Source organism: Mesorhizobium sp. M1142, from assembly GCF_040318565.1.
In the GTDB taxonomy this organism is placed as follows: domain Bacteria; phylum Pseudomonadota; class Alphaproteobacteria; order Rhizobiales; family Rhizobiaceae; genus Mesorhizobium.
This window is the reverse complement of the sequence record NZ_JAMYMK010000014.1, coordinates 120086-142314: the sequence shown is the minus strand read 5'-3', so window position 1 is coordinate 142314 and position 22229 is coordinate 120086. Positions and strand designations below refer to the sequence as shown.

Annotated in this window: 16 protein-coding genes and 2 pseudogenes; 14 read left to right on the top strand and 4 right to left on the bottom strand. The window is 62.7% G+C overall.

Going from position 1 to position 22229, the window contains the following annotated elements:
* A partial coding sequence (locus NKH42_RS22195) for an alcohol dehydrogenase catalytic domain-containing protein (RefSeq protein WP_352974426.1) occupies positions 1–916 on the bottom strand: 916 nt, incomplete at its 3' end.
* Between the two features lie 212 nt (positions 917–1128).
* On the opposite strand from NKH42_RS22195, the gene NKH42_RS22190 reads away from it, so the two are divergent.
* The 4 genes from NKH42_RS22190 to NKH42_RS22175 all read left to right on the top strand — a co-directional run bounded on the left by NKH42_RS22190 (position 1129) and on the right by NKH42_RS22175 (position 9048).
* Complete coding sequence (locus NKH42_RS22190) at positions 1129–3141, top strand: acetyl-CoA carboxylase biotin carboxylase subunit (protein WP_352753143.1); 2013 nt, start codon at positions 1129–1131, stop codon at positions 3139–3141.
* A 417-nt stretch (positions 3142–3558) separates the two neighbouring features.
* The gene (dnaE, locus tag NKH42_RS22185) at positions 3559–7086 is read left to right on the top strand and encodes a DNA polymerase III subunit alpha (RefSeq protein ID WP_352508842.1); all 3528 of its coding nucleotides are present in this window, start codon (positions 3559–3561) and stop codon (positions 7084–7086) included.
* 39 nt (positions 7087–7125) lie between these two features.
* Entirely contained in the window at positions 7126–8136 is a 1011-nt protein-coding gene (locus tag NKH42_RS22180) for a methyltransferase (RefSeq protein WP_352508841.1), read from the top strand.
* 108 nt (positions 8137–8244) lie between these two features.
* Positions 8245–9048, top strand: a complete 804-nt coding sequence (locus NKH42_RS22175; RefSeq protein WP_352508845.1) for an ion channel — start codon at positions 8245–8247, stop codon at positions 9046–9048.
* Between the two features lie 9 nt (positions 9049–9057).
* Here NKH42_RS22175 and NKH42_RS22170 read toward each other — a convergent pair whose 3' ends face one another.
* Complete coding sequence (locus NKH42_RS22170; RefSeq protein ID WP_352508840.1) at positions 9058–9939, bottom strand: DMT family transporter; 882 nt, start codon at positions 9937–9939, stop codon at positions 9058–9060.
* Between the two features lie 174 nt (positions 9940–10113).
* Between NKH42_RS22170 and NKH42_RS22165 the strand changes: the two genes are divergently transcribed.
* The gene (locus NKH42_RS22165; RefSeq protein WP_352508839.1) at positions 10114–10620 is read left to right on the top strand and encodes a hypothetical protein; all 507 of its coding nucleotides are present in this window, start codon (positions 10114–10116) and stop codon (positions 10618–10620) included.
* 3 nt (positions 10621–10623) lie between these two features.
* Here NKH42_RS22165 and NKH42_RS22160 read toward each other — a convergent pair.
* A pseudogene (locus NKH42_RS22160) lies at positions 10624–11951 on the bottom strand (DNA polymerase IV).
* A gap of 68 nt (positions 11952–12019) precedes the next feature.
* Here NKH42_RS22160 and NKH42_RS22155 point away from each other — a divergent pair.
* Positions 12020–12595, top strand: coding sequence for a GNAT family N-acetyltransferase (locus tag NKH42_RS22155; protein ID WP_352974424.1), 576 nt, complete (start codon positions 12020–12022; stop codon positions 12593–12595).
* 104 nt (positions 12596–12699) lie between these two features.
* Positions 12700–14190, top strand: coding sequence for a hypothetical protein (locus NKH42_RS22150; RefSeq protein WP_352508836.1), 1491 nt, complete (start codon positions 12700–12702; stop codon positions 14188–14190).
* Positions 14191–14255: 65 nt separating this feature from the next.
* On the opposite strand, the gene NKH42_RS22145 is transcribed toward NKH42_RS22150, so the two are convergent.
* Positions 14256–14555 carry a DUF3572 domain-containing protein gene (locus NKH42_RS22145; RefSeq protein WP_352448688.1) on the bottom strand — a complete coding sequence of 100 codons (300 nt, stop codon included), beginning with the start codon at positions 14553–14555 and terminating at the stop codon, positions 14256–14258.
* Between the two features lie 172 nt (positions 14556–14727).
* On the opposite strand from NKH42_RS22145, the gene NKH42_RS22140 reads away from it, so the two are divergent.
* From NKH42_RS22140 to NKH42_RS22110, 7 genes and pseudogenes are all read left to right on the top strand, one after another.
* Positions 14728–15144: a response regulator gene (locus NKH42_RS22140; RefSeq protein ID WP_502906429.1), complete on the top strand. Its 417-nt coding sequence runs from the start codon at positions 14728–14730 to the stop codon at positions 15142–15144.
* A 33-nt stretch (positions 15145–15177) separates the two neighbouring features.
* Positions 15178–16551, top strand: coding sequence for a PleD family two-component system response regulator (locus tag NKH42_RS22135; RefSeq protein WP_352508834.1), 1374 nt, complete (start codon positions 15178–15180; stop codon positions 16549–16551).
* Positions 16552–17014: 463 nt separating this feature from the next.
* Positions 17015–17749, top strand: coding sequence for a FadR/GntR family transcriptional regulator (locus tag NKH42_RS22130; RefSeq protein ID WP_352508833.1), 735 nt, complete (start codon positions 17015–17017; stop codon positions 17747–17749).
* Positions 17746–18933: a PLP-dependent transferase gene (locus NKH42_RS22125; protein WP_352508832.1), complete on the top strand. Its 1188-nt coding sequence runs from the start codon at positions 17746–17748 to the stop codon at positions 18931–18933. The genes NKH42_RS22130 and NKH42_RS22125 overlap by 4 nt, the downstream gene beginning before the upstream one ends.
* Before the next feature lie 30 nt (positions 18934–18963).
* Complete coding sequence (locus tag NKH42_RS22120; protein WP_352508831.1) at positions 18964–20241, top strand: ABC transporter substrate-binding protein; 1278 nt, start codon at positions 18964–18966, stop codon at positions 20239–20241.
* A gap of 214 nt (positions 20242–20455) precedes the next feature.
* Positions 20456–21379, top strand: a pseudogene (locus tag NKH42_RS22115) (carbohydrate ABC transporter permease).
* Entirely contained in the window at positions 21379–22227 is an 849-nt protein-coding gene (locus NKH42_RS22110) for a carbohydrate ABC transporter permease (protein WP_352508829.1), read from the top strand. Before NKH42_RS22115 ends, NKH42_RS22110 begins: the two are co-directional and overlap by 1 nt.
* Positions 22228–22229: the final 2 nt, after the last annotated feature.

Genomic DNA, 22229 nt, shown 5'->3' with positions numbered 1-22229 from the left:
GCCGCGTCGAGATCTCCTGGCCGGCGCCGGCAACGCCGATGACGACCGACTTGCCCCAGCCGCGATGCGACGCTTCAAGCGCCTGCCGCATGACCTTGGTGTTGCCGGTGCAGTCGAAGGTGTAGTCGGCGCCGCCGATCTGGTCGGCGCCGCGCTTGGTCATGTTGACGAGATGGGCCACGATGTCGCCATCGATCTCCTTCGGATTGACGAAATGCGTCATGCCGAATTTCTCGCCCCATTCTCGTCTGTCGTTGTTCAGATCGACGCCGATGATCATGTCGGCGCCGGCAAGCCGCAGGCCCTGGATGACGTTGAGGCCGATGCCGCCGAGGCCGAACACAACCGCCGTCGCGCCTTGCTCGACCTTGGCCGTGTTGATCACAGCGCCGATGCCGGTGGTGACGCCGCAGCCGATGTAGCAGATCTTGTCGAAGGGCGCGTCGGCATCGACCTTGGCCACCGCGATCTCGGGCAGCACGGTGAAGTTGGAAAAGGTCGAGCAGCCCATATAGTGGAACAGCCTGTCCTTGCCGATCGAGAAGCGCGAGGTGCCGTCGGGCATCAGGCCCTGTCCCTGCGTGGCACGGATGGCGGTGCACAGATTGGTCTTGCGCGACAGGCAGGACGGGCACTGCCGGCATTCCGGCGTATAGAGCGGGATGACATGGTCGCCCTTCCTGACCGAAGTGACGCCCTTGCCGATATCGACGACGATGCCGGCGCCCTCATGGCCGAGGATCGCCGGAAACAGGCCTTCGGGGTCGGCGCCCGACAGCGTGAACTCGTCGGTGTGGCAGATGCCGGTTGCCTTGATCTCGACCAGCACCTCGCCATCGCGAGGACCCTCGAGGTCGACCTCCATGATCTCCAGCGGCTTTCCGGCGGCGACGGCGACAGCGGCGCGCGTTTTCATCAGGCAATCCTCCCAAGACAGTCTGCAATCCAAGCTAGATTTAACTTACCATTCAGCTCCGCGCTATGCACGAAGCGACGTTCCGACCCCGGATTTTCGTCAGCGCTCGCCGATCTACATCCGGGATAGGCTCCGACTTTGCCTTGACCGCCCTTCTGAAGCCCATAAAACGGGAAGCCCGTAAAAAAGGGCAGCCGAGGGACGAGGCCTGCATGTTCACAAAGATCCTGGTCGCCAACCGTGGCGAGATCGCCTGCCGCGTGATCAAGACGGCGCGCAAGATGGGCATCGTCACCGTCGCGGTCTATTCCGATGCCGACCGCGACGCCGTGCATGTCGAAATGGCCGACGAGGCGGTGCATATCGGGCCTTCGCCGGCCGCGCAAAGTTATCTGGTCGCGGAAAAGATCATCGCCGCCTGCAAGGCCACAGGAGCAGAGGCCGTGCATCCCGGCTACGGTTTCCTGTCCGAGCGGGCATCCTTCTGCGAAACGTTGGGGCAGGAAGGCATCGTCTTCATTGGCCCGAAGCCCAAGGCCATCAAGGCGATGGGCGACAAGATCGAATCGAAGAAGTTCGCCAATGCGGCCAAGGTGTCGACGGTGCCCGGCTGGCTCGGCGTCGTCGAAAACGCCGCCCATGCCGAAAGAATAGCCGGCGAAATCGGCTATCCCGTGATGATCAAGGCCTCGGCCGGCGGCGGCGGCAAGGGCATGCGCATCGCCTGGAGCAAGGCAGAGGTGCGCGACGGCTTCGACCGGGCGCGGTCGGAGGCCAAAAGCTCGTTCGGCGATGACCGCGTCTTCATCGAAAAGTTCATCGTCGATCCGCGCCATATCGAAATCCAGGTGCTCGCCGACGCGCATGGCAGCACGCTCTATCTCGGCGAGCGCGAATGCTCGATCCAGCGCCGCAACCAAAAGATCGTAGAGGAGGCGCCGTCGCCGTTCCTCGACGCCAAGACCCGCAAAGCCATGGGCGAGCAGTCGGTGGCGCTGGCCAAGGCCGTCGACTACCAGAGCGCCGGCACGGTCGAGTTCATCGTCGACAGCGACAAGAACTTCTATTTTCTGGAAATGAACACGCGGCTGCAGGTCGAGCATCCGGTGACGGAACTGGTCACCGGCATCGACCTGGTCGAGCAGATGATCCGCGTGGCAGCCGGCGAAAAGCTCGCCATCAAGCAGAGCGACGTCAGGCTGAACGGCTGGGCGGTGGAAAGCCGCCTCTATGCCGAAGATCCTTATCGCAATTTTCTGCCGTCGATCGGCCGGCTGACGAAGTATCGGCCGCCCGAGGAAGGAAAGTTCGGCGACATCGTTATCCGCAACGATACCGGTGTCACCGAAGGCTCGGAAATCTCGATGTTCTATGACCCGATGGTCGCCAAGCTGTGCACCTGGGCGCCAACGCGGCTGGTGGCGATCGACGCCATGTCGGAAGCGCTGGACAGTTTCGTCGTCGACGGCATCGAGCACAACATACCGTTCCTGGCGGCGCTGATGCAGCATCCGCGCTGGCGAGAAGGTCAGATATCGACCGGGTTCATCGCCGAGGAGTATCCCGACGGCTTCGCGCCCATTGTGCCAGACGCCGAGGAGAAAGCGGTGCTGGCCGCGATTGCCACCGCGGTGGAACTGCTGCGCCGCGATCGGCTCGACCGGCTGGGCGGGCGGCTGGCGCCGCATTCCGGCGCCTTGAAACGCGATTGGGTGGTGAAGATCGGCCCGGACTATCTTTCGGTCGCCATCGTCGAAGGGATGATTTCCATTCCGATGGAGCTCGACCTCACAATCGACGGTGGCAAGGCACTGACCGTGGCATCCGACTGGCGGCCGGGCGATCTCATCTGGCGCGGCACGGTCGGCGGCCGCAAGGTCGCGGCGCAAGTCAGGCCGGTGCTGAACGGGTTCCGCATCGCCTGGAAAGGCATTTCGGTGACAGCCCGCGCCATGCTGCCGCGCACTGCCGAGCTCGAAAGGCTGATGCCAGAAAAAGTGGCGCCGGATACCTCCAAGATGCTGCTTTGCCCGATGCCCGGCCTTGTCGTATCGATCGCTGTTGCCGAGGGGCAGGAGGTCAAGGCCGGCGAGACGCTTGCCGTGGTCGAAGCGATGAAGATGGAGAACGTGCTGCGCGCCGAGCGCGACCTCATCGTCTCGAAGCTCAACGCCAAGCCCGGCGACAGCCTTGCCGTCGATGCGGTGATCATGGAATTCGCGTGAGGCTGTAATCTGCTTGAGGTTGGCGGGACGGAGGGGGAGCGAAGGAACGCGACCTTGCAATTGGTTGAGCACGCTCGCTTGAGGAGGGACAAGGCGAGGGGCGTGCGGAATTCGCTTTTTTTGCCTCACAACGTATTTTGTTCTTGCTTTGTGCCGGCAGCTATGCTAGTAATTTGGATATGGTGCTAAATGGCTCCAACGACCCGCCCGCTGTGGCGGGTTTTGTGTTTCCGGCCTGAGGTTGGCGGCGCCCCTCTCTGTCCTGCCGGACATCTCCCCCACGAGGGGGGAGATCGGCAGCTTCGGCGGTTGCTCTAAACGTCCAAAGCTCCAATCGCTTCTGCTGGACTCATGTTATCTGCTGCCGGACAATACATCTTGATCGACTGAGTCCCTGTGAGGCGGCGCGAAAAAACCATGACGGATGAGAGACTTCCACGCGATCCCTTGCTGCGCGAGGCCTATGCAAAGGCGTCGCGGGCAGAGGCGGCGGCGCGTCGGTTCATTCATCTGCGCGTGCATTCGGCCTATTCGCTGCTCGAAGGTGCCTTGCAGCTCGGCAAGATCGTCGGCCATGCGGTGCAGGACGAATGCCCGGCAATCGCCGTCACCGACACTAACAACCTGTTCGGTGCGCTGGAATTCGCGCAAAAGGCAGTGAAGGACGGCATCCAGCCGATCATCGGCTGCCAGATCGACCTCGCCTTTTCCGGTGAGGCGAACGACAGCCAGCGCGACCGCAGGCGGCAGGGGCCGGAGATGCGGCCGGTGGTGCTGATCGCCGCCACCGAGGCCGGCTACGGCAATCTGGTCAGGCTGGTCAGCCGCGTCTACCTCGAGACACCGCCCGGCGAGGCGGTGCATCTGACGAGCGAGATGCTGCAGGGAAATTCCGACGGTCTGATCTGCCTTACCGGCGGGCCGCGCGGTCCGATCGGCAATGCCTTGAAAGAGGACCGCCGTGAACTAGCCGAGACCCGGCTGCTGGCGCTCAAGGGCCTGTTCGGCGACCGGCTCTATGTCGAACTGGAACGGGTCTCCGGCTACGACCGCGCCATCGAGCAGTCGTCGGTCGATCTCGCCTACCGCCACGATCTGCCGCTGGTTGCCACCAACGAAGCGTTTTTCTTCTCTCGTGAAGACTATGAGGCGCATGACGCGCTGATCGCCATCGCCGAAGGTTCCGTGGTTGCGGCCGATAATCGCCGCCGCCTGTCGCCCGACAATTTCCTGAGAAGCCAGGCCGACATGGCGAGGCTGTTCGCCGACCTGCCGGAAGCAATCGACAACACGGTCGAGATCGCACTGCGCTGCTCCTACTATCCGAAGACACGAAACCCGATCCTGCCGCGCTTTGCCGGCCGCGATGTCGCCGACGCCGATGCGGCGGTCAAGGCGGAGGCGCAGGAGCTTGCCAGGCAGGCGCATGAAGGGCTGGAGGCGCGGCTGGCGGCGCACGGGCCGACGCCCGGCTATACAGTCGAGCAATATCGCGAGAGGCTGGATTTCGAGCTCGGGGTCATCGAGAAGATGAAATATCCCGGCTATTTCCTGATCGTTGCCGACTTCATCAAATGGGCCAAGGCGCAAGGCATTCCAGTCGGCCCGGGCCGCGGATCAGGCGCCGGCTCGCTGGTCGCGTATTCGACGACCATCACCGACATCGATCCGCTGCGTTTTTCGCTGCTGTTCGAGCGCTTCCTCAATCCCGATCGCGTGTCGATGCCCGACTTCGACATCGACTTCTGCCAGGACCGGCGCGAGGAGGTCATCCGCTACGTCCAGCAGAGATACGGCCGCGACCAGGTCGGCCAGATCATCACCTTCGGTACCCTGCAGGCGCGCGCCGTGCTGCGCGACGTCGGCCGCGTGCTGCAGATGCCTTACGGGCAGGTCGACAAGCTGAGCAAGATGGTGCCGTCGAACCCGGCCAATCCGGTCAAGCTCGCCGACGCCATCGCCAACGAGCCGCGCTTTGCCGAGGAGGCCGAGCGCGAGCCGATCGTACAGACGCTGCTCGACACGGCGCAGAAGCTGGAAGGTCTGTACCGACACGCCTCGACTCATGCCGCCGGCATCGTCATCGGCGACCGGCCGCTGTCGGAACTGGTGCCGATGTACCGCGATCCGCGCTCGGACATGCCGGTCACCCAGTTCAACATGAAGTATGTCGAGCAGGCCGGGCTGGTGAAATTCGACTTTCTTGGCCTGAAGACGCTGACGGTGCTGGACAGGGCGGTCAAGCTGATCCGCCGCCGCGCCATCGAGATCGATCTCGCCCACATTCCGCTCGACGACCCAGAAACCTACGCCATGCTGTCGCGCGGCGAAGTGGTCGGCGTGTTCCAGGTGGAAAGTGCCGGCATGCGCAAGGCGCTGATCGGCATGCGGCCCGACTGTATCGAGGACATTATCGCGCTCGTTGCGCTCTACCGGCCGGGGCCGATGGAGAACATCCCGACCTACAACGCCAGAAAGCACGGCGAGGAGGAGATGGCGTCGATCCACCCGAAGATCGACCATCTCGTCAAGGAGACGCAAGGCGTCATCGTCTACCAGGAACAGGTGATGCAGATTGCGCAGGAGCTCTCCGGCTATTCGCTGGGCGAAGCCGATCTGCTGCGCCGCGCCATGGGCAAGAAGATCCGCGCCGAGATGGACAAGCAGCGCGAGCGCTTTGTTTCGGGCGCGGTCGAGCGCGGCGTCGGCAAGCCGCAAGCCGACTTCATCTTCGACCTGCTGGCAAAGTTTGCCGACTACGGTTTCAACAAATCGCATGCCGCCGCCTATGCCGTCGTCTCCTACCAGACCGCCTATCTGAAGGCGCATTACCCCGTCGAATTCCTGGCGGCATCGATGACGCTCGACATGGGCAATACGGACAAGCTCGCCGATTTCCGCCAGGATGCGCTGCGCCTCGGCATCGAGGTGGTGGCGCCGTCGGTGATGACGTCGTTCCGGGATTTCGAGGTCGGCGAGAACCGCATCTTCTATTCGTTGGCCGCGCTCAAGGGCGTCGGCGACGCCGCAGTCGAGCACATCGTCGCCACGCGCGGCGAAAAACCGTTCAAGAGCCTCGCCGATTTCTGCGAAAGGGTCGATCCGAAGATCGTTGGCAAACGCGTCTTCGAGAGCCTGATCATGGCCGGCGCGCTCGACTGCTTCGGTCTCGACCGGGCGGCGATGATGGCCGGCGTCGAGCGGATGATGGGGCTGGCGTCCTTGGCGCAGCAGAATGCCGTCACCGGCCAGCACGACATCTTTGGCGCCTCGCTGGGCGCACAGTCGCAGGCACTCAACTTGCCGGCGACCGACCCCTGGCTCGCGGCCGACCGCCTGCACCGCGAGTTCCAGGTGGTCGGGTTCTATCTCTCGGCGCATCCGCTCGACGAATACAAGGCGGCGCTGCAGAAAATGCGGGTGCAGACCTGGGCCGAATTCTCGGCCGCCGTCAAACGCGGTGCGGCCGCCGGCCGGCTCGCCGGGACGGTGACCACCAAGCAGGAACGCAAGACGCGCACCGGCAACAAGATGGGCGTCGTGCAGTTTTCCGACACGTCCGGCCAGTATGAAGCGGTGCTGTTTTCCGAGGGACTGGCGCAATATCGCGACCTGCTCGAGCCCGGCCGCTCGGTGGTCATCACCGTTTCGGCCGAGGACAGGCCGGAAGGCGTCAATCTGCGCATCCAGACCGTGCAGTCGCTGGAGGACGAGGCAAGCCGCATCCAGAAAGCGCTACGCATCTTCGTGCGCGACGCAGCACCGATCGGCACGCTTGCCGGCCAGCTTGCCGTCAAGGGCGAGGGACAGGTAAGCTTTGTGCTGATAAAGGATGACGGCCAGGGGGAGGTCGAGATCGAATTGCCCAGTCGTTATCGTATCTCGCCTCAGATCGCGTCAGCCATGCGCGCGGTGCCGGGCGTGGTTGAAGTGGAGCTGGTTTAAAATACCGAAACCTTCGGGTTTTGGCGATTGGGGGGCGCCATGGATGAACGCGCAGCCGCTTTCGAACTAACACGGATGGTCAACGGGTACCGCGTCTCGCAGGCGATCTCGGTCGCCGCGACGCTCGGCATCGCCGACCACATCAAGGACGGCAAGCGCTCGGCAGCAGATCTGGCAAGCCTGACCGACACACATCCGCGCGCGCTCTATCGGTTGCTGCGGGCGCTTGCGGCGGTCGGCATATTTCACGAGGCAGAGGACGGGCAGTTCTCGCTAACGCCGCTTGGCGGCGCCTTGCGCTCCGATGCTGAGTTTTCCGCTGCACCCTGGGCCGCCTTCGTCGGAAGACCCTATTACCGGCAAGCGTGGAGCGAACTGCTCTACAGCATCCAAACCGGCACGAACGCATTTCGCCACGCGCATGGCAAGGGCGTCTGGGAATACCGGGCAGAGCATCCAGAGGAGTCCGCTATCTTCGATCGCGCCATGGCAGCGAATTCGCGCGGCGTGGCGGCAGCCATCCTGGCGGCGTATGATTTTTCGTCGTTTCCGGTCATCATGGACGTCGGCGGTGGCCAGGGCGCGCTGCTTGCCGAAGTCCTGGCCGCGACCCCGGGCAGCCGCGGCATCCTTTTCGACCAGCCGCATGTGGTAGCGCCGGCCGCCTCGGTGCTGGCGGCGAAAGGTGTCGCCGATCGCTGTGAGATCGTCGGAGGCGATTTCTTTGCCGAGCTGCCCGTGGCGGCCGACGCGCTGCTGCTCAAATGGATTTTGCATGACTGGGACGACGAGACCAACGTCGCGATCCTGCAAAACTGTCGCCAGGCGATCCGTGCGGGCGGCAAGTTGCTGGTTTTTGAGGCCGTGCTTGAGCCGCCCAATCAGGGGGCGAATGCCAAATTCTCCGACCTCAACATGCTGGTCGCGCCCGATGGCCAGGAGCGGACGGCCGATGAATTCAAGTCGCTGCTGGCAAAGGGTGGCTTCGAGGTGACCGAGATCATCCAGGCGGGGCCACGCATCAGCGTTCTAGAGGCAAGGCCGGTTTGATCGCGGCTGAAGCCATTTGCCGCAACCGCCGGGATCGGTCGGATGGCGCAAGCTTCCGCCTGCCTTGTCGAATGGACGGCCGTCGCAGCGAAGGCTATCGCGATCGTCATGAAGGTAGCTGACAAGAACGGAGCCCAAGATATTTCAGCCTTGGCCCGGCTGCGCGACATGTTGCGCAAGCTGTATCACGGGCGCACAGCGGCGGCGTTCCGGTTTCAGCTTGCGGCCGTTGTCATCGACCTTGCCATCATTGCCTTTTTCATCGCCACGCCGGTGATCCAGAAGTCGTCTTCGTTCCTCTGGCTGGACTACTCCGTGGCAGCACTTGTCGCCGCCGACATGATTGCCCGGCTGCTTGCCTCCAACGACATGCTGCGCCTGATGAAACAGCCGGCGTCGTGGATTGATGCCTTCATCCTGCTGACTCTGCTGATGCCTACGGCGCTGGCCAATCTCGGTTTTTTGCGCATCCTGCGGCTGTGGTCGCTGTCGCGTAGCGGCGCGCTGTGGCGATTTCTCGAGATGCGCGGCTTCAGGCGATGGCGCGAGGCGAGCCGTGCGGTCATCAATTTCCTGACATTCCTCTTTGTCATCACGGGTTTCGTCTACACCTTCTTCTTCCGCACCGTGGGTGGTCTCGAGGGCTATGTCGATGCGCTGTATTTCACGGTCGCCACGGTCACCACGACCGGTTTCGGTGACATCGTCCTGCCCGGTGTGGCCGGCAAGCTCACCGCGATCGCCACCATGATCATTGGCATATCGCTGTTCGTCCGGCTTGCACAGGCGCTCTTCCGTCCCACCAAGGTGTTCTTTCCTTGCCCGCAATGCGGGCTGCAGCGGCACGAGCCCGACGCCGTTCATTGCAAGGCCTGTGGGCACGTTCTGAACATACCCGACGACGGCGATTGAAACGCAGGGCTACGCTGCCGCCACTTCCGCAGGTTTGGCGGCTTTTTTCTGCAGGTTGAGCAGATTGCCAAGCAGGATCAGCAGGGCGCCCCCGGCGGTGAAGGCGTCGATCTGCTCGTGATAAAGCAGCCATCCGATCATCGCCGACAGCGGTACGCGCAAAAAGTCCATTGGCGAGATGACCGTCGCATCGGCATAGACAAGTGCGCGGGCCATGCAGAAATGCGACGACATGCCGGTAAACGCGATCAGCAGGATCCACGGCCAGAGCTCGAGCGACGGGTTGCGCCATTCGTACAGCGCCGGGACGAGGCCAAGCACCGACTGGATGATCAGCATCCAGAAGATGATGCGCACGACGCTGTCCGTCCGCGTCAGCGACTTGACGAGAACCACCGAGACGCCGAAGCAGACCGCTGCTCCCAGCACGATAACATGCCCCGGATTCACCGCGCCGACGCCCGGACGCACGATGATCACCACGCCGATCAGCCCCAGCACGATCGCCGCCAGCCTTGGCCGGGAGAGCCTTTCGCCGAGGAAAGCTACCGCCAGCAGCGCAGTCCAGATCGGCGTCGTGAATTCGATCGAGATCAGCACCGCAAGCGGGATCAGCGTCAAGGCATAAAGCCAGGCAGCCTGGCCGGTATAATGGACGACGTTGCGGGCGAGATGGGCCAACGGGCGTCCGGTGCGCATCGCCGGAAAACCGCCTGACATCATGACCAGCGGCAGCAGGATGAAAAAGCCGATCACCGAGCGCAGCTCGAGCACCTGGAAGACGTTGAGTTCTGCCGTCGTGGCGCGGCCGGCCACCGACATCGCCAGGAACGAGGCGATCGACAGCGCCATCCAGAACGCGGCCTTGGGGATCGAGGGTGCGGGTGTCATGGGCGCTATGTCGCAAGCCGGCGCTTTCATCGCAACCGCTAGCCGACGCATTCGACTGGGCCAGCCGTGAAGCGTTGCAAACAGTGATGTTGAAGTCGGAACCCGCTGCTGAGGGAAGCGTTGGTCCCTCAGTGTTTGCGTGCTGTGTTTTGGATACCAACGAGGAGCGGTCCGATGAAATCACTTGCACGATTTGTACTTGCCGGGTGCCTGACGGCCGGGGCCGGCGCAGCGCATGCCGACGATCCGGATTTTCTTCGCTCATTCCAGGGGAATTTCGCCGGCAAAGGCACCGTCAAGGTCACCACCGATGCGCCGACGGTGAATGTCTCCTGTCATTTCAATTCCGACGCAACATCGATCTCGCTATCGCTCGACGGCAGCTGCCGCGGTCTTATCGTGGTGACGCGCGCCATCAGCGCCGATCTCAAATCGAGCGGGACGAAATACACCGGCACCTATGTCGGATCGCGCACCGGGCCGGCGCAATTGAGCGGCAGCCGCTCCGGCAACGCAATCAATCTCGGCATTCGTTGGGCCAAGGAGGTCAATGGCGACCGCAGGGCGCAAATGACTGTTGAGAAAACCGGCGAGGACGGCATGCGGCTGACCGTCGTCGATACCGATCCGAAAACCGGCAAGAGTGTGGTGACCAGCAGGATCGATCTGCGGCGCACCTGACTATCACTCCTCGACCGGTTCGGGCGGATGGGCATCGCGGCCCTTGCCGAAGGTATAGCCGGTTTCCACCGCCCTGCGGCCGAACTTGCCGCGCAGCGTGTCGATGGCGCCTTCGGCCATGGCGCGCTTGCGTGACTGGACGTCGACCAGGTCGGGCGGGTCCGCCCGGTCATCGTCGGAGAGATCGCTGACGCCAATGCCGAGCAGCCGGTATTTCGTGCCATCCGCTTCCTTGCGCAGCAGCTCGAGCCCGGTCTGAAAGATGCGGTCGGCCAGCCGGGTCGGATCGCCGAGTTGGCGATTGCGCGTGCGGATCTTGAAATCCTGGGTCTTCAGCTTGAGGACGACGGTGCGTCCGGCAATGCCGGATTTCTTCAGCCGGGCCGAGACTTTTTCCGACAGCGCCCTCAGCACCGAAACCAGTTCGTCGACGGAGGCGATGTCGGTATCGAAAGTGGTTTCCGCCGAGACGCTTTTCGCGTCCTGGTCGGGAACGACGCGACGGTCGTCCTCGCCGCGCGAAAGCCGGTAGAGCCGGTCGCCCATGACGCCGTAGCGGCGCATCAGATCGCCACGTTCCATGCGCTGCAACTGGCCGATGGTGCGGATGCCGTCGCGCTCGAGCGTGGCGGCAAAGGCCTTGCCGACCCCCAGATCAGCGTCACCGGCTGCTCGGCCAGGAAGCCGATAGCCTCGGCCTCGCCGATCACCGAAAAGCCGCGCGGCTTGCGGAAGTCCGACGCCACCTTGGCCAGGAACTTGCAGTAGGAAAGGCCGGCCGAAACGGTGATGCCGATCTCCTTTTCCACGCCGAGTGCGAAGCGCGCCAGCACCACCGCAGGCGGCAGGCCATGCAAGCGCTCGGTGCCGGCGAGGTCGAGAAAGGCCTCGTCGATCGAGAGCGGCTCGACCAGCGGCGTCAGCGCCTGCATCATGGCGCGCACCTCGCGGCCGACGCGCACGTATTTTTCCATGTCCGGCGGGAGGACCACCGCTTCGGGACAGGCTTCGAGCGCCTTGAACATCGGCATTGCCGAGCGAACGCCATGGATCCGGGCGATGTAGCAGGCGGTGGATACGACGCCACGCTTGCCGCCGCCGATGATCAATGGCCGGTCCTTCAACGCCGGGTTGTCGCGCTTTTCGACCGCCGCGTAGAACGCGTCGCAGTCGATATGGGCAAGGCGCAACCGGTAGAGCTCCGGATGGCGCGCGAGCCTTGGACTGCCGCAGCGCTCGCAACGGCGTGCCTCGCTGCGCTGAAAATTCAGGCAGTCGCGGCAAAAACCGTGTTCGGGGTTGTTGACAGGAGCCGCCATCGCTGCGAACATAAAGAGAACAAATGCAATGGTACGTCAGGACGGACGCCACGACAAGGCGGTGGGCCGGGAGAGAGCTCATGAATACGACCATAGCGCCGCTAGTGCCTGAGCTTTGGGCGGATTTCGAGGATCTTTTCGGCAAGCAGGGCGCCTGTTACGGCTGCTGGTGTACGCATTTCCGGTTAGCGCCTGCGGTGCGCCGCGCGAGCAATCGCGAGCGCAACAAGGACCACATCAAGGCGCGAATCGAGGCCGGGCCGCCGCCCGGCCTGTTGGCTTTCGAGGGTGGCCAGGCGGTCGGCTGGATGCAGATCGGCCCGCGTGGCGACGTGCCCGAATGGAACAACCAGGGCAGGGGGTCGGCGCCGATCGACCCCGCCGACGCCGCCGATCCGGGCGTCTGGGCGATCTCCTGCTTCTTCATCCGCACCAAGGCACGCGGCAGGGGCCTGTCGCACCGCCTGGTCCAAGGCGGCATCGAGTTCGCCCGCCAGAACGGCGCGCGCCTGATCGAGGCCTGCCCCATCGACCTGTCGAAGGATTCGCGGTCGATAGGGCTGTTCGTCGGCTCGTCGCGGGTCTTCGAAAAGGCCGGGTTCCAGCGGTTGGTCGAACGCAAGCCAGGCCGACCGCTGGTGCGGCTGGTGCTTTAGGCAATGCCGCAGGCCATTCGGGTCGCGCCGCCTCGCCTTGCGGTTGGGGTGGTAATTTCCTACGAAATGAGAAAGTGCAGATAATTCCAATGGCCCAACGGAGAATGAGCGTGAACCGTGTCCTGCCAGTCGTCTTTGTGCTCGCGCTCAGCGCACCCGCCTTCGGCCAAACCGTTGATGAGCAGGGCGCGAAGCAGCTTTCCGAGAATCTGGCCCGCTATGTCGGCAGCCAGGCAATCGACAAGGGTGTCGCAAAGGTTTCGCTTGAGGGCGACGCCTATAAGATCGCCTTCGACTTCAAGGCGCTTGCCGGGATGTTGCCGAAGCAGAATTTCGCGAAATTCAACTTGGCGCCCTATGCCCTCCTTGCCAAACCGCGCAGGGATGGGAAATGGGACGTCTCGGCGGACATGTCGACCAGCGCTTCCTTCGAGGTCGAGGGGCCGCAAGGGCCGCAGAGCACCCAGTTAGCAATCGCAGGCGGCAAGTTCGCCGGCGTCTATGATCCCGAGTTGGCGGCTTTCGCCAGCGCCACTACATCGATGACCGGCATGACGATGGACTCCCGGGACGCCATGCAACGCGTGAAAGTGAGCACCGGCCCCGGTACGGCCACCATGAGCGCCGCCAAGGCGGTGAATGGCGGCGCCGACTTCACCATGACGCAGACGATAGCGGTTTTTGCCGAAGCGATCGACTTTGACGACCCCAATAGCGGGCTGAAATTCCCGCTCGCAATCACGTCGCCGGGACTGTCGGTCAATGCGACCGGCAAAGGCATACGAACAAAGCCGCTTCTCGATCTTCTGGCATTTGCAGTGGCCAATGAGGACGAGGCCAAGCTCAAAGGCAATCAGGCGCAACTCAAATCGCTGCTGCTCGCCGCATTGCCGCTATGGGAGCGGATCGACGGAACCTACGGGTTCAAGGATTTCGCCGTGGACAGCCCCGTCGGACGTTTCGGCGCGGCGGAACTGGGCACCAGTTTCGGGAGCGACGGCATCGCGCAGAACGGGACGATCAACTATGCAATCAGAGCGGCAGGGCTGACGATACCTCGAAACGTGCTGCCGAGCTGGAGTGCCGCGCTGTTGCCCACCGACATCGACCTGAATTTCGGCGGCGCCAATATCGATCTCGACAGTATGACTAAGAAGGCCATCGAAGCCTTTGACCTGAACAACAAACCGCCGCTGCCGGCCGACTTTGGCGATCAGATCAAGGCCGATTTCATGGCCAAGACGCCGAAATTCGTCATCGGGCACAGCACGGTGAAGAACGGCGGCATCGAGATCGTGCTGGAGGGCGAGATGACGTTTCCAGGGGCGACGCCGATGGCAAATGTAACCCTCGACATCACCGGATACGAAAAAATCGTGGAGACCTTGCAGACGGCGGCGAAGACAGACCCGCAGGCCGCGCAGTATTTTAGCGGCGCGCTGGCGATCAAAGGGTTTGGCAAGACGCTGCCGGACGGCCGGCTGGAATGGGTGATCAACACCAAAGCCGACGGTTCGGTGACGGTCAACGGCGCCATGCTGAAGCCGGCCGACTCCGTCGGGACTGACGACAGTGGGGAAGAGGCAACGCCGTAAAGCACCAGCAGTGGCCGTCGTCTGCGGCAGGTTCTTCGATCTGCCCGCAGTCTCGGGATCGCCGCTTATATCGAATGCTCGTGATTGTCGTCGCCGAGCGGCAGCGCCCGCAATGCCTTGCCGACTGCGGCGGGCGGCGTTCCGGTCTCCTCGGAAAAACGCATCAGCGTCGGCTCGTGGGCAAGGATGAACTGCAGCACGCCGGCCAGGAATCCCGGTTCACCCGCCGCCTGGCGGATGGAATGAGCTTCGATGCCGGTGATCGCCAGGAAGCGGGGCAGAAGTTCCGGATCGGCGGCGACGAAGCCCAGCGCCTTTACGGCAATGGTTTCCGCTTCCTCGCGCATTGACGCTGCGTTTGCCATCGCTACCTTCCTTCGTGGGCGGAATCGTTCTGTTTTCGCAGTAGTGGCAAGTGTCGCCGGCAGCAAGCTCGCCGACCTGGAATCCGAAAGCTTTTAGGGCGGCCGGTTTCCGTTTCGTCAATCATATTGCCGTATAGTGGGAACAGGTTTGGTGCGTGCCGACAAGGGGCGCATGACGGCACCCTTCGAGTGGAAGGTCAGCCGGGACGGGAAATCGATGCCAAAGAAGGTTATGATCGTCGAAGACAACGAGCTCAACATGAAGCTCTTTCGCGACCTCATCGAAGCGAGCGGCTACGAGACGGTGCGCACACGTAACGGCCTCGAAGCGCTGGATCTGGCGCGGCAGCACAGGCCGGACCTCATACTGATGGACATCCAGCTGCCGGAAGTATCGGGCCTCGAGGTCACCAAATGGCTGAAGGAGGACGATGATCTCCACGTCATCCCGGTCATTGCGGTCACCGCCTTCGCCATGAACGGGGACGAGGAGCGCATTCGCCAGGGTGGCTGCGAGGCATATATCTCCAAGCCGATCTCGGTGCCGCGTTTCATCGAAACCATCAAATCCTACCTGGGCGATGCCTGATGTATTTTTCCAGCCGAGCCGGAGCTTTGTGAAATGACCGCGCGGATCCTCGTCGTCGACGACATCCCAGCCAATGTCAGGCTGCTGGAGGTTCGGCTGCTCGCCGAATATTTCGAGGTTCTGACCGCCACCAACGGGCCGGACGCGATCGAGATCTGCGAGAACGGCAAGGTCGATGTCGTGCTGCTCGACGTGATGATGCCCGACATGGACGGGTTCGAGGTCTGCCGGCGGCTGAAGGGCGACCCGGCGACATCGCACATCCCGGTCGTGATGATCACCGCGCTCGACCAGGTTTCGGACCGGGTGCGCGGCCTCGAGGCCGGCGCCGACGATTTTTTGACCAAGCCTGTCAACGATCTGCAGCTGATGACGCGCGTGAAGAGCCTGGTCAGGCTGAAGTCGCTGACCGATGAGCTGCGGCTGCGCGCCTCGACGACACGCAATATCGGCATCGAGGAGCTTTTGAGCCGCAACTTCGCTACCGATGACGCGGTGCCGAAGGTGCTGCTGGTCGACGAGCGCAAATCCTCGTTCGAGCGCATCCAGAAGATGCTGCGCGGCAGTGCCGCTCTCGACGTCGCCAACGATCCGCATGCCGGCTTCTTCCAGGCCGCCGAGCTGCCCTACGAATGCGTGATGATCTCGACGGCCTTCGCCGATTTCGACCCGCTTAGGCTCTGCTCGCAATTGCGCTCGCTTGATCGCACCCGTTTCCTGCCGATCATCCTTCTGGCGGACGAGGGCGAGGAGGGGCGTATCATCCGCGGCCTCGAACTCGGCATCAACGATTATCTGATGCGGCCGATCGACCAGCAGGAGCTGACGGCGCGGCTGCGTACGCAGGTGCGCCGCAAGCGCTACAACGACCAGCTTCGCGCCAGTGTCACCCAGACCATCGAGATGGCGGTGACCGATGCCCTGACCGGTCTGCACAACCGCCGCTATCTCGACAGCCATCTGCAGACGCTGTTCGACCGCGCCGTGGCACGGCGCCGGCCGCTGTCGGTGATGATCACCGATCTGGACCGCTTCAAGAGCATCAACGACGCGCATGGCCATGACGGCGGCGACGACGTGCTGCGCGAATTCGCGCGGCGGCTGCGCAAGAACGTGCGCGGCATCGATCTAGCCTGCCGCTTCGGTGGCGAGGAGTTCGTGGTGGTGATGCCGGACACGGACGGCGCGGTAGCCGAAAAGGTAGCCGAACGCATTCGCGCCGAAATCGCCCAACTGCCGTTTGCCGTTGGCAGCGAGGGCAAAGCGATCGAAGTCACCGTCAGCGTCGGCGTGTCGTCGGTGCTGAAAGGCATGGACACGGTCGCGGCGCTGATGAAACGCGCCGACCTTGCGCTCTATGAGGCCAAGAGCGGCGGCCGCAATCGCGTCGTCGCCAAGGCGGCGTAGCACCATGGACGAATTAGCCAGTCAACCCGACAAGGTTACGAATTTACCTTAATCCAAGCGAGTTGCGAGGCTTGGTTAAGAAACTGTTGATTTTCATAAGTTGTTGCGCAAATGTGCAGCCCTTAGACGTAACCGGCACGAGGTCTAGATCGCCGGTTCGACCGAAAGAATACCCCATGATGCTCAGGTCCGCCGCATCTCCTGGGTCCGTGGGGTCGGCTGGCCGGCGCTGGCACATAGTGGCCTCCTCGTACCGCTGCCAAACGCCGGCCGGCCCCCAATTTTCAAAACACATCAGGATTCTGCACCAAGACCCGGAAAACGCTTTGGTTTTGTTGCGACAGCGACAGCGCCCTTTGAAATAGCCGGCTGGGCAGAGCGTATGCGCCCGCAGTCGGTTGACAGGGCCTGTCTTCTATGCAGAAATTGGTTGGACCATTGAGCCATTTGGTGACCCGTTGGCATGACCGAATTCGGCCTTTCCCCCATACAGGCAACTGCTCGCGACGACGCGGTGCTGAAGGCGCTGGCCGGCTTTGTAATGCGGGAAGCTCTCGGGCCCGGCCAGAGACTGCCGACCGAACGCATCCTGGCCGAGCGCCTCAAGGTGAGCCGCAACACCGTGCGCGAGGCGCTGACGCGCTGGGAAGGGCTCGGCCTGGTCGAACGGCGGCAAGGCAGCGGCACCTATCTCAAGGGAGTGGTCTCGCTGGACATGCTGCACATGCCGCTGACGCTGGCCGGCGGCAATGATTTCACCAGCCTGATGCAGACGCTGGAAATCCGCCGGGCACTGGAAGCGGAAGCCGCCGCCCTGTGCGCCGTTCGCGCGGACCAGGCCGAGATCGCCGAGATCGCGCGCAAGCTCGACATTATGGAGCAGGCCTTCCACACCCGCGCAGGGATGTCGGCGGAGGAGGACTGGGAATTCCACCAGTCGATCTACCGCAGTTCCGGCAATCCGCTCTTCGAGCAGATCATCGCCGCCATGCACGAACTGTTCCACCGTTTCTGGGAGCATCCGCTCGGCGTGCGTGATTTCGGCCACGCCAGCTTTCCTTACCACCGCACCATCTACGAACGCATTGCCGCGCACGATCCGGAGGGGGCCCGGGCCGAGGCGCTCAAGCTGATCGCCACCGTCGAGGACGATCTGAAGCGCGGCGCGGCCAAACTCGAACTTTCAGGCCAGAAATGAGCGATCATCCCGCCGGTTTCGAAAACGACTATCTCGCCGAGGCGGCGACGCTTCTCGCCCATGACGAACCTTTCCCCGGCGGTGCCGTGGTGCCGCCGATCTACCAGACTTCGCTCTTCACCTTCTCCAATTATTCGGAGATGGCCGATACATTCGCCGGCAGGCGACGCCAGCCGATCTATTCGCGCGGCGACAACCCGACGGTCATGGAGTTCGAGGCGCGTGTCGCCGCTCTCGAAGGCGCGGAGGCCGCGCGCGGCTTTTCCAGCGGCATGGCGGCGATCGGCGCCACGGTGCTTGCTTTCGTCGGTGCCGGCGAGCGCATGGTTGTCGTGCGCAATTGCTACGGCGATGCCTACCGGCTGTTCGAACGGCTTTTGCCACGGCTCAACATCAAGGTCGACTATGTCGACGGTTCCGATCCGGACGCGGTCGCCGCGGCACTCCCCGGCGCCAAGCTGCTCTACCTGGAAAGCCCGACGTCGATGATGTTCGAGCTCCAGGACATAACCCACCTGGCGCGGCTGGCCAAAGAGCAGGGCATCGTCACCACGATCGACAATTCCTGGGCGACGCCGGTGTTCCAGAAGCCGATTTCGCACGGTGTCGACCTGGTGCTGCATTCGGCCTCGAAATATCTCGGCGGCCACAGCGATACCGTCGCCGGTGTGGTGGCCGGTTCGGCTGCCCATATCCGCCATATCAACGAGCAGACCTATTCCTACCTCGGCGGCAAACTTTCGCCTTTCGAGGCCTGGCTGTTGCTGCGCGGGCTGCGCACATTGCCGCTGCGGTTGCCGCATCACATGAAGAGCGGGCTGACCATCGCCGAACGGCTGAAAGCGCATGGCCATGTCGAGCGGGTCAACCACCCGGCCTATTCCAACCATCCGGGCAAGGCGACGCTTGCCGGCTATGCCGGGCTGTTCTCATTCGAGGTGACGGAAGACGTCGACATCCCGGCTTTCGTCGATGCGCTGAAACTCTTTCGCATCGGCGTCAGCTGGGGCGGCCATGAGAGCCTGGTCGTTCCAGCAAAGGCCTCGCTCGAGCAGACGCCGGGCCTGAATTCGATGGCGCGCTTCGGCGTCAGCCCGCGAACCATCCGGTTCAGTGTCGGATTGGAAAGTGTCGAAGGCCTGTGGGCTGACGTTGCCCAGGCGTTCGACAAAGCAAAAAGATAAATGGAGCCGTTCAAAATGGGAGTGCTGAACATGAAAAAACTGAGCATCCTTCTTGGTGCCGTCGCAGGTCTGGCGATTTCCGCCGGCAGCGTGCTGGCCGATTCCACGGTCAAGATGGTCGAGGTCATCACCAGCCCGCCGCGTACCGAATTCCTCAAGAAACAGATCGCCGAGTTCGAGGCGGCCAATCCGGGGGTCAAGGTCGAGCTGGTATCGCTGCCCTGGGGCCAGGCGTTCGAGAAGTTCCTTACCATGGTGCAGGCCGGCGACACGCCCGACATCGTCGAGATGCCGGAACGCTGGATGGGCCTCTATGCGACCAACGGCCAGCTCGAGGATCTCGGGCCATATATGGCCAAATGGGACGATGCCAAAACGCTGGGCGAGCGTGCCAAGCAGTTCGGCTCGACGGTCGACAACAAGCAGTACATGATCCCTTACGGCTATTACCTGAACGCGCTGTTCTGGAACAAGAAGCTGTTCAAGGAGGCCGGTCTGGACGGTCCGCCGGCAACGCTCGATGAATTCGTCGAGGACTCCAAAAAAATCTCGGCAATACCGGGCAAATACGGCTACTGCCTGCGCGGCGGCCCTGGCGCCTTCAACGGCATGCACATGTTCATGAACATTGCCGCGGGCAAGGGCGGCTATTTCAACGAGGACGGCACCTCGACCATCAACGAGGAAGGGTCGGTCAAGGGCCTGCAGATGCTCGCCGACATGTACAAGAACGGCCTGGCGCCGAAAGACGCGGTGAGCTGGGGTTTCAACGAGACCGTCACCGGGTTCTATAGCGGCACCTGCGCCATGCTGAACCAGGATCCCGACGCGCTGCTCGGCATCGCCGACAAGATGAGCGCCGACGACTTCGCCGTGGCGCCGATGCCAGTCGGTCCGAGCGGCAGATCCTATCCGACGCTCGGTTATGCCGGCTGGGCGATGTTCGCCAATTCCCAGCACAAGGACGATGCCTGGAAGCTGATGGCAACGCTTTTGTCGCCCAAGGACAATCTGGAATGGGCAAAGGAAGTCGGCGTCATTCCAATCCACAACGGCGCCGACCAGGACGCTCACTTCAGGACCGAGCAGTTCAAAGGCTGGTTCGAGGAACTGAACAACGGCGACAAATACGAGATGGTGACGCCTCCGACGCATCTGGAAAATCTCGGCAATTTCGTCGACCAGGTGGCGATCAAGAATTTTCAGGAAGTGCTGCTTGGTCAGAAGGCGGCAAAGGACGTGGCCGACGAATGGGCCAAGTTCCTGACCAAGGAACAGCAGGACTGGATGGCCAAGAACAAGAAATAGCTTTCCTCCCTTCTCCCCGTTCACGCGGAGAAGGTGTCAAAAAGTGACAGATGAGGGGCGGCGCCAACCCGTCGTGGCTCGTGGTGCCTCTCATCTGCCTGCCCGTCCTCCGCAGCAGCTGCGCTGCAGCGGCGGAGGGTGGACCGGCATCTCCCCGTAAACGGGAAGGCGCTGTCGCCAGCCCATGCTTGCCCCAGGAGACAATCCAGCACCCATGACCTACGCCGTGTCCGAAATGCGATCCGTCGGCAGGCCGCGAAAAAAGCGGCTATCCCATGCCGCAATCGAGCCCTGGCTCTATCTCAGCCCGGCGATCGTGCTGCTGGTCGTCGTGCTGCTGGTGCCGCTGGTTATCGGTATCGGTTACTCGTTCCGCAAATTCTCCGCTTTCAAATCCGAATATGTCGGACTTGGGCAGTATCAGGCGATGCTGTCGGATCCCGTGCTCGGGCAGGCGCTCGTCAACACGCTGTGGTGGACGGCAGCCAGCCTGTTCTTCCAGTTCTTCCTCGGACTTGGCCTGGCGCTGCTGCTCGACACGCCGTTCCGGGGCAGAAAGATCGTGCAGGCGGTGGTGTTCCTGCCCTGGGCGGTGCCGTCCTTCCTCTCGGGCCTGACCTGGGCCTGGCTGTTCAACCCGATCATCGGGCCGCTGCCGCATTGGCTCTACGCCTCGGGGCTGAAAACCGAGCCGACCAACGTGCTCTCCGATCCCTCGACAGCCATGTGGGGACCGATCGTCGCCAATGTCTGGTTCGGCATTCCCTTTTTTGCCATCACGCTTTTGGCGGCGTTGAAGTCGATCCCGTCAGAACTGCATGAGGCGGCGGCCATCGACGGCGCCTCGCCGTGGCAACGCTTTACCAAGGTGACGCTGCCGTTCCTGGCGCCAACCATCGTCATTACCGTCATGCTGCGCACGATATGGGTCGCCACCTTCGCCGACCTGATCTTCGTCATGACTGAAGGCGGGCCTGCCGGTTCGACGGCCACGGTGCCGGTCTATATCTAGGTCAGCGCGTTCAAGTCGCTGGACAAGGGCTATGCCTCCGCTGTGGCGGTGCTGCTGCTTGTGCTGCTCATCGTCTATGCGGTTGCGCTGATCGGCATCCGCCGTTCGCTGGTAAGGCACGTCTGATGATTGCCGGACGCTCCGTCTCCTCGCGCGTTCTCGGCGGCATCGGCCTTTACGGCGCGATCGGAGCCTACATGGCCTTCGCGCTGTTCCCGATCTTCTGGACGTTGAAGATCTCGGTCACGCCGGAGCGGCTGCTCTATTCCGAAGGCATCACTTTCTGGCCGTCGCAAACGACGCTGCAGAACTTCGTCACCGTGCTCGAAGCCACCGATTTTCCGCGCTATTTCCTAAACAGCGTTATCGTTTCGGTGTCGACGGCCGCCTTCGTAACGGTCATTGCCACGCTTGCCGGGTACGCCATGTCGCGTTTTTCGTTCCGCGGCAAGGCGACCCTGGCTATCCTGCTTTTGCTCACCCAGACTTTTCCGCTGGTCATGGTCATTCCGCCGATCTACCGCATCATGGGGCAGATCGGTCTCATCAACAGCCTGACCGGCCTCGTCATCATCTACACCGCCTTCAATACAGCCTTTGCAACCTTCCTGATGCAGTCGTTCTTCGACGGCATCCCGCGAGACCTGGAAGAGGCAGCGATGATCGACGGCTGCACGCGCCTGCAGGCGATGCGCAAGGTGATCGTGCCGCTGACGCTGCCCGGCATGGGGGCGACGCTTGGCTTCGTCTTTACCGCCGCGTGGAGCGAGTTGCTGTTTGCGCTGATGCTGATTTCCAGCGACGAGCAGAAGACTTTCGCGGTCGGCTTGCTCACCTATATCGGCAAATTCGCGGTCGACTGGGGACAAATGATGGCGGCTTCCATCCTGGCGCTGATCCCCGTCTGCGTCTTCTTTGCCTTCCTGCAACGTTACCTCGTCACCGGCCTTACCGCCGGCGCCGTCAAGGGATAGAT

Excerpts from the sequence above, each read along its gene's own strand:
- NKH42_RS22190 (WP_352753143.1), top strand. The coding sequence starts at position 1,129 with ATGTTCACAAAGATCCTGGTCGCCAACCGTGGCGAGATCGCCTGCCGC.
- dnaE (WP_352508842.1), top strand. The coding sequence starts at position 3,559 with ATGACGGATGAGAGACTTCCACGCGATCCCTTGCTGCGCGAGGCCTAT.
- NKH42_RS22180 (WP_352508841.1), top strand. The coding sequence starts at position 7,126 with ATGGATGAACGCGCAGCCGCTTTCGAACTAACACGGATGGTCAACGGG.
- NKH42_RS22175 (WP_352508845.1), top strand. The coding sequence starts at position 8,245 with ATGAAGGTAGCTGACAAGAACGGAGCCCAAGATATTTCAGCCTTGGCC.
- NKH42_RS22170 (WP_352508840.1), bottom strand. The coding sequence starts at position 9,939 with ATGACACCCGCACCCTCGATCCCCAAGGCCGCGTTCTGGATGGCGCTG.
- NKH42_RS22165 (WP_352508839.1), top strand. The coding sequence starts at position 10,114 with ATGAAATCACTTGCACGATTTGTACTTGCCGGGTGCCTGACGGCCGGG.
- NKH42_RS22155 (WP_352974424.1), top strand. The coding sequence starts at position 12,020 with ATGAATACGACCATAGCGCCGCTAGTGCCTGAGCTTTGGGCGGATTTC.
- NKH42_RS22150 (WP_352508836.1), top strand. The coding sequence starts at position 12,700 with ATGAGCGTGAACCGTGTCCTGCCAGTCGTCTTTGTGCTCGCGCTCAGC.
- NKH42_RS22145 (WP_352448688.1), bottom strand. The coding sequence starts at position 14,555 with ATGGCAAACGCAGCGTCAATGCGCGAGGAAGCGGAAACCATTGCCGTA.
- NKH42_RS22140 (WP_502906429.1), top strand. The coding sequence starts at position 14,728 with ATGACGGCACCCTTCGAGTGGAAGGTCAGCCGGGACGGGAAATCGATG.
- NKH42_RS22135 (WP_352508834.1), top strand. The coding sequence starts at position 15,178 with ATGACCGCGCGGATCCTCGTCGTCGACGACATCCCAGCCAATGTCAGG.
- NKH42_RS22130 (WP_352508833.1), top strand. The coding sequence starts at position 17,015 with ATGACCGAATTCGGCCTTTCCCCCATACAGGCAACTGCTCGCGACGAC.
- NKH42_RS22125 (WP_352508832.1), top strand. The coding sequence starts at position 17,746 with ATGAGCGATCATCCCGCCGGTTTCGAAAACGACTATCTCGCCGAGGCG.
- NKH42_RS22120 (WP_352508831.1), top strand. The coding sequence starts at position 18,964 with ATGAAAAAACTGAGCATCCTTCTTGGTGCCGTCGCAGGTCTGGCGATT.
- NKH42_RS22110 (WP_352508829.1), top strand. The coding sequence starts at position 21,379 with ATGATTGCCGGACGCTCCGTCTCCTCGCGCGTTCTCGGCGGCATCGGC.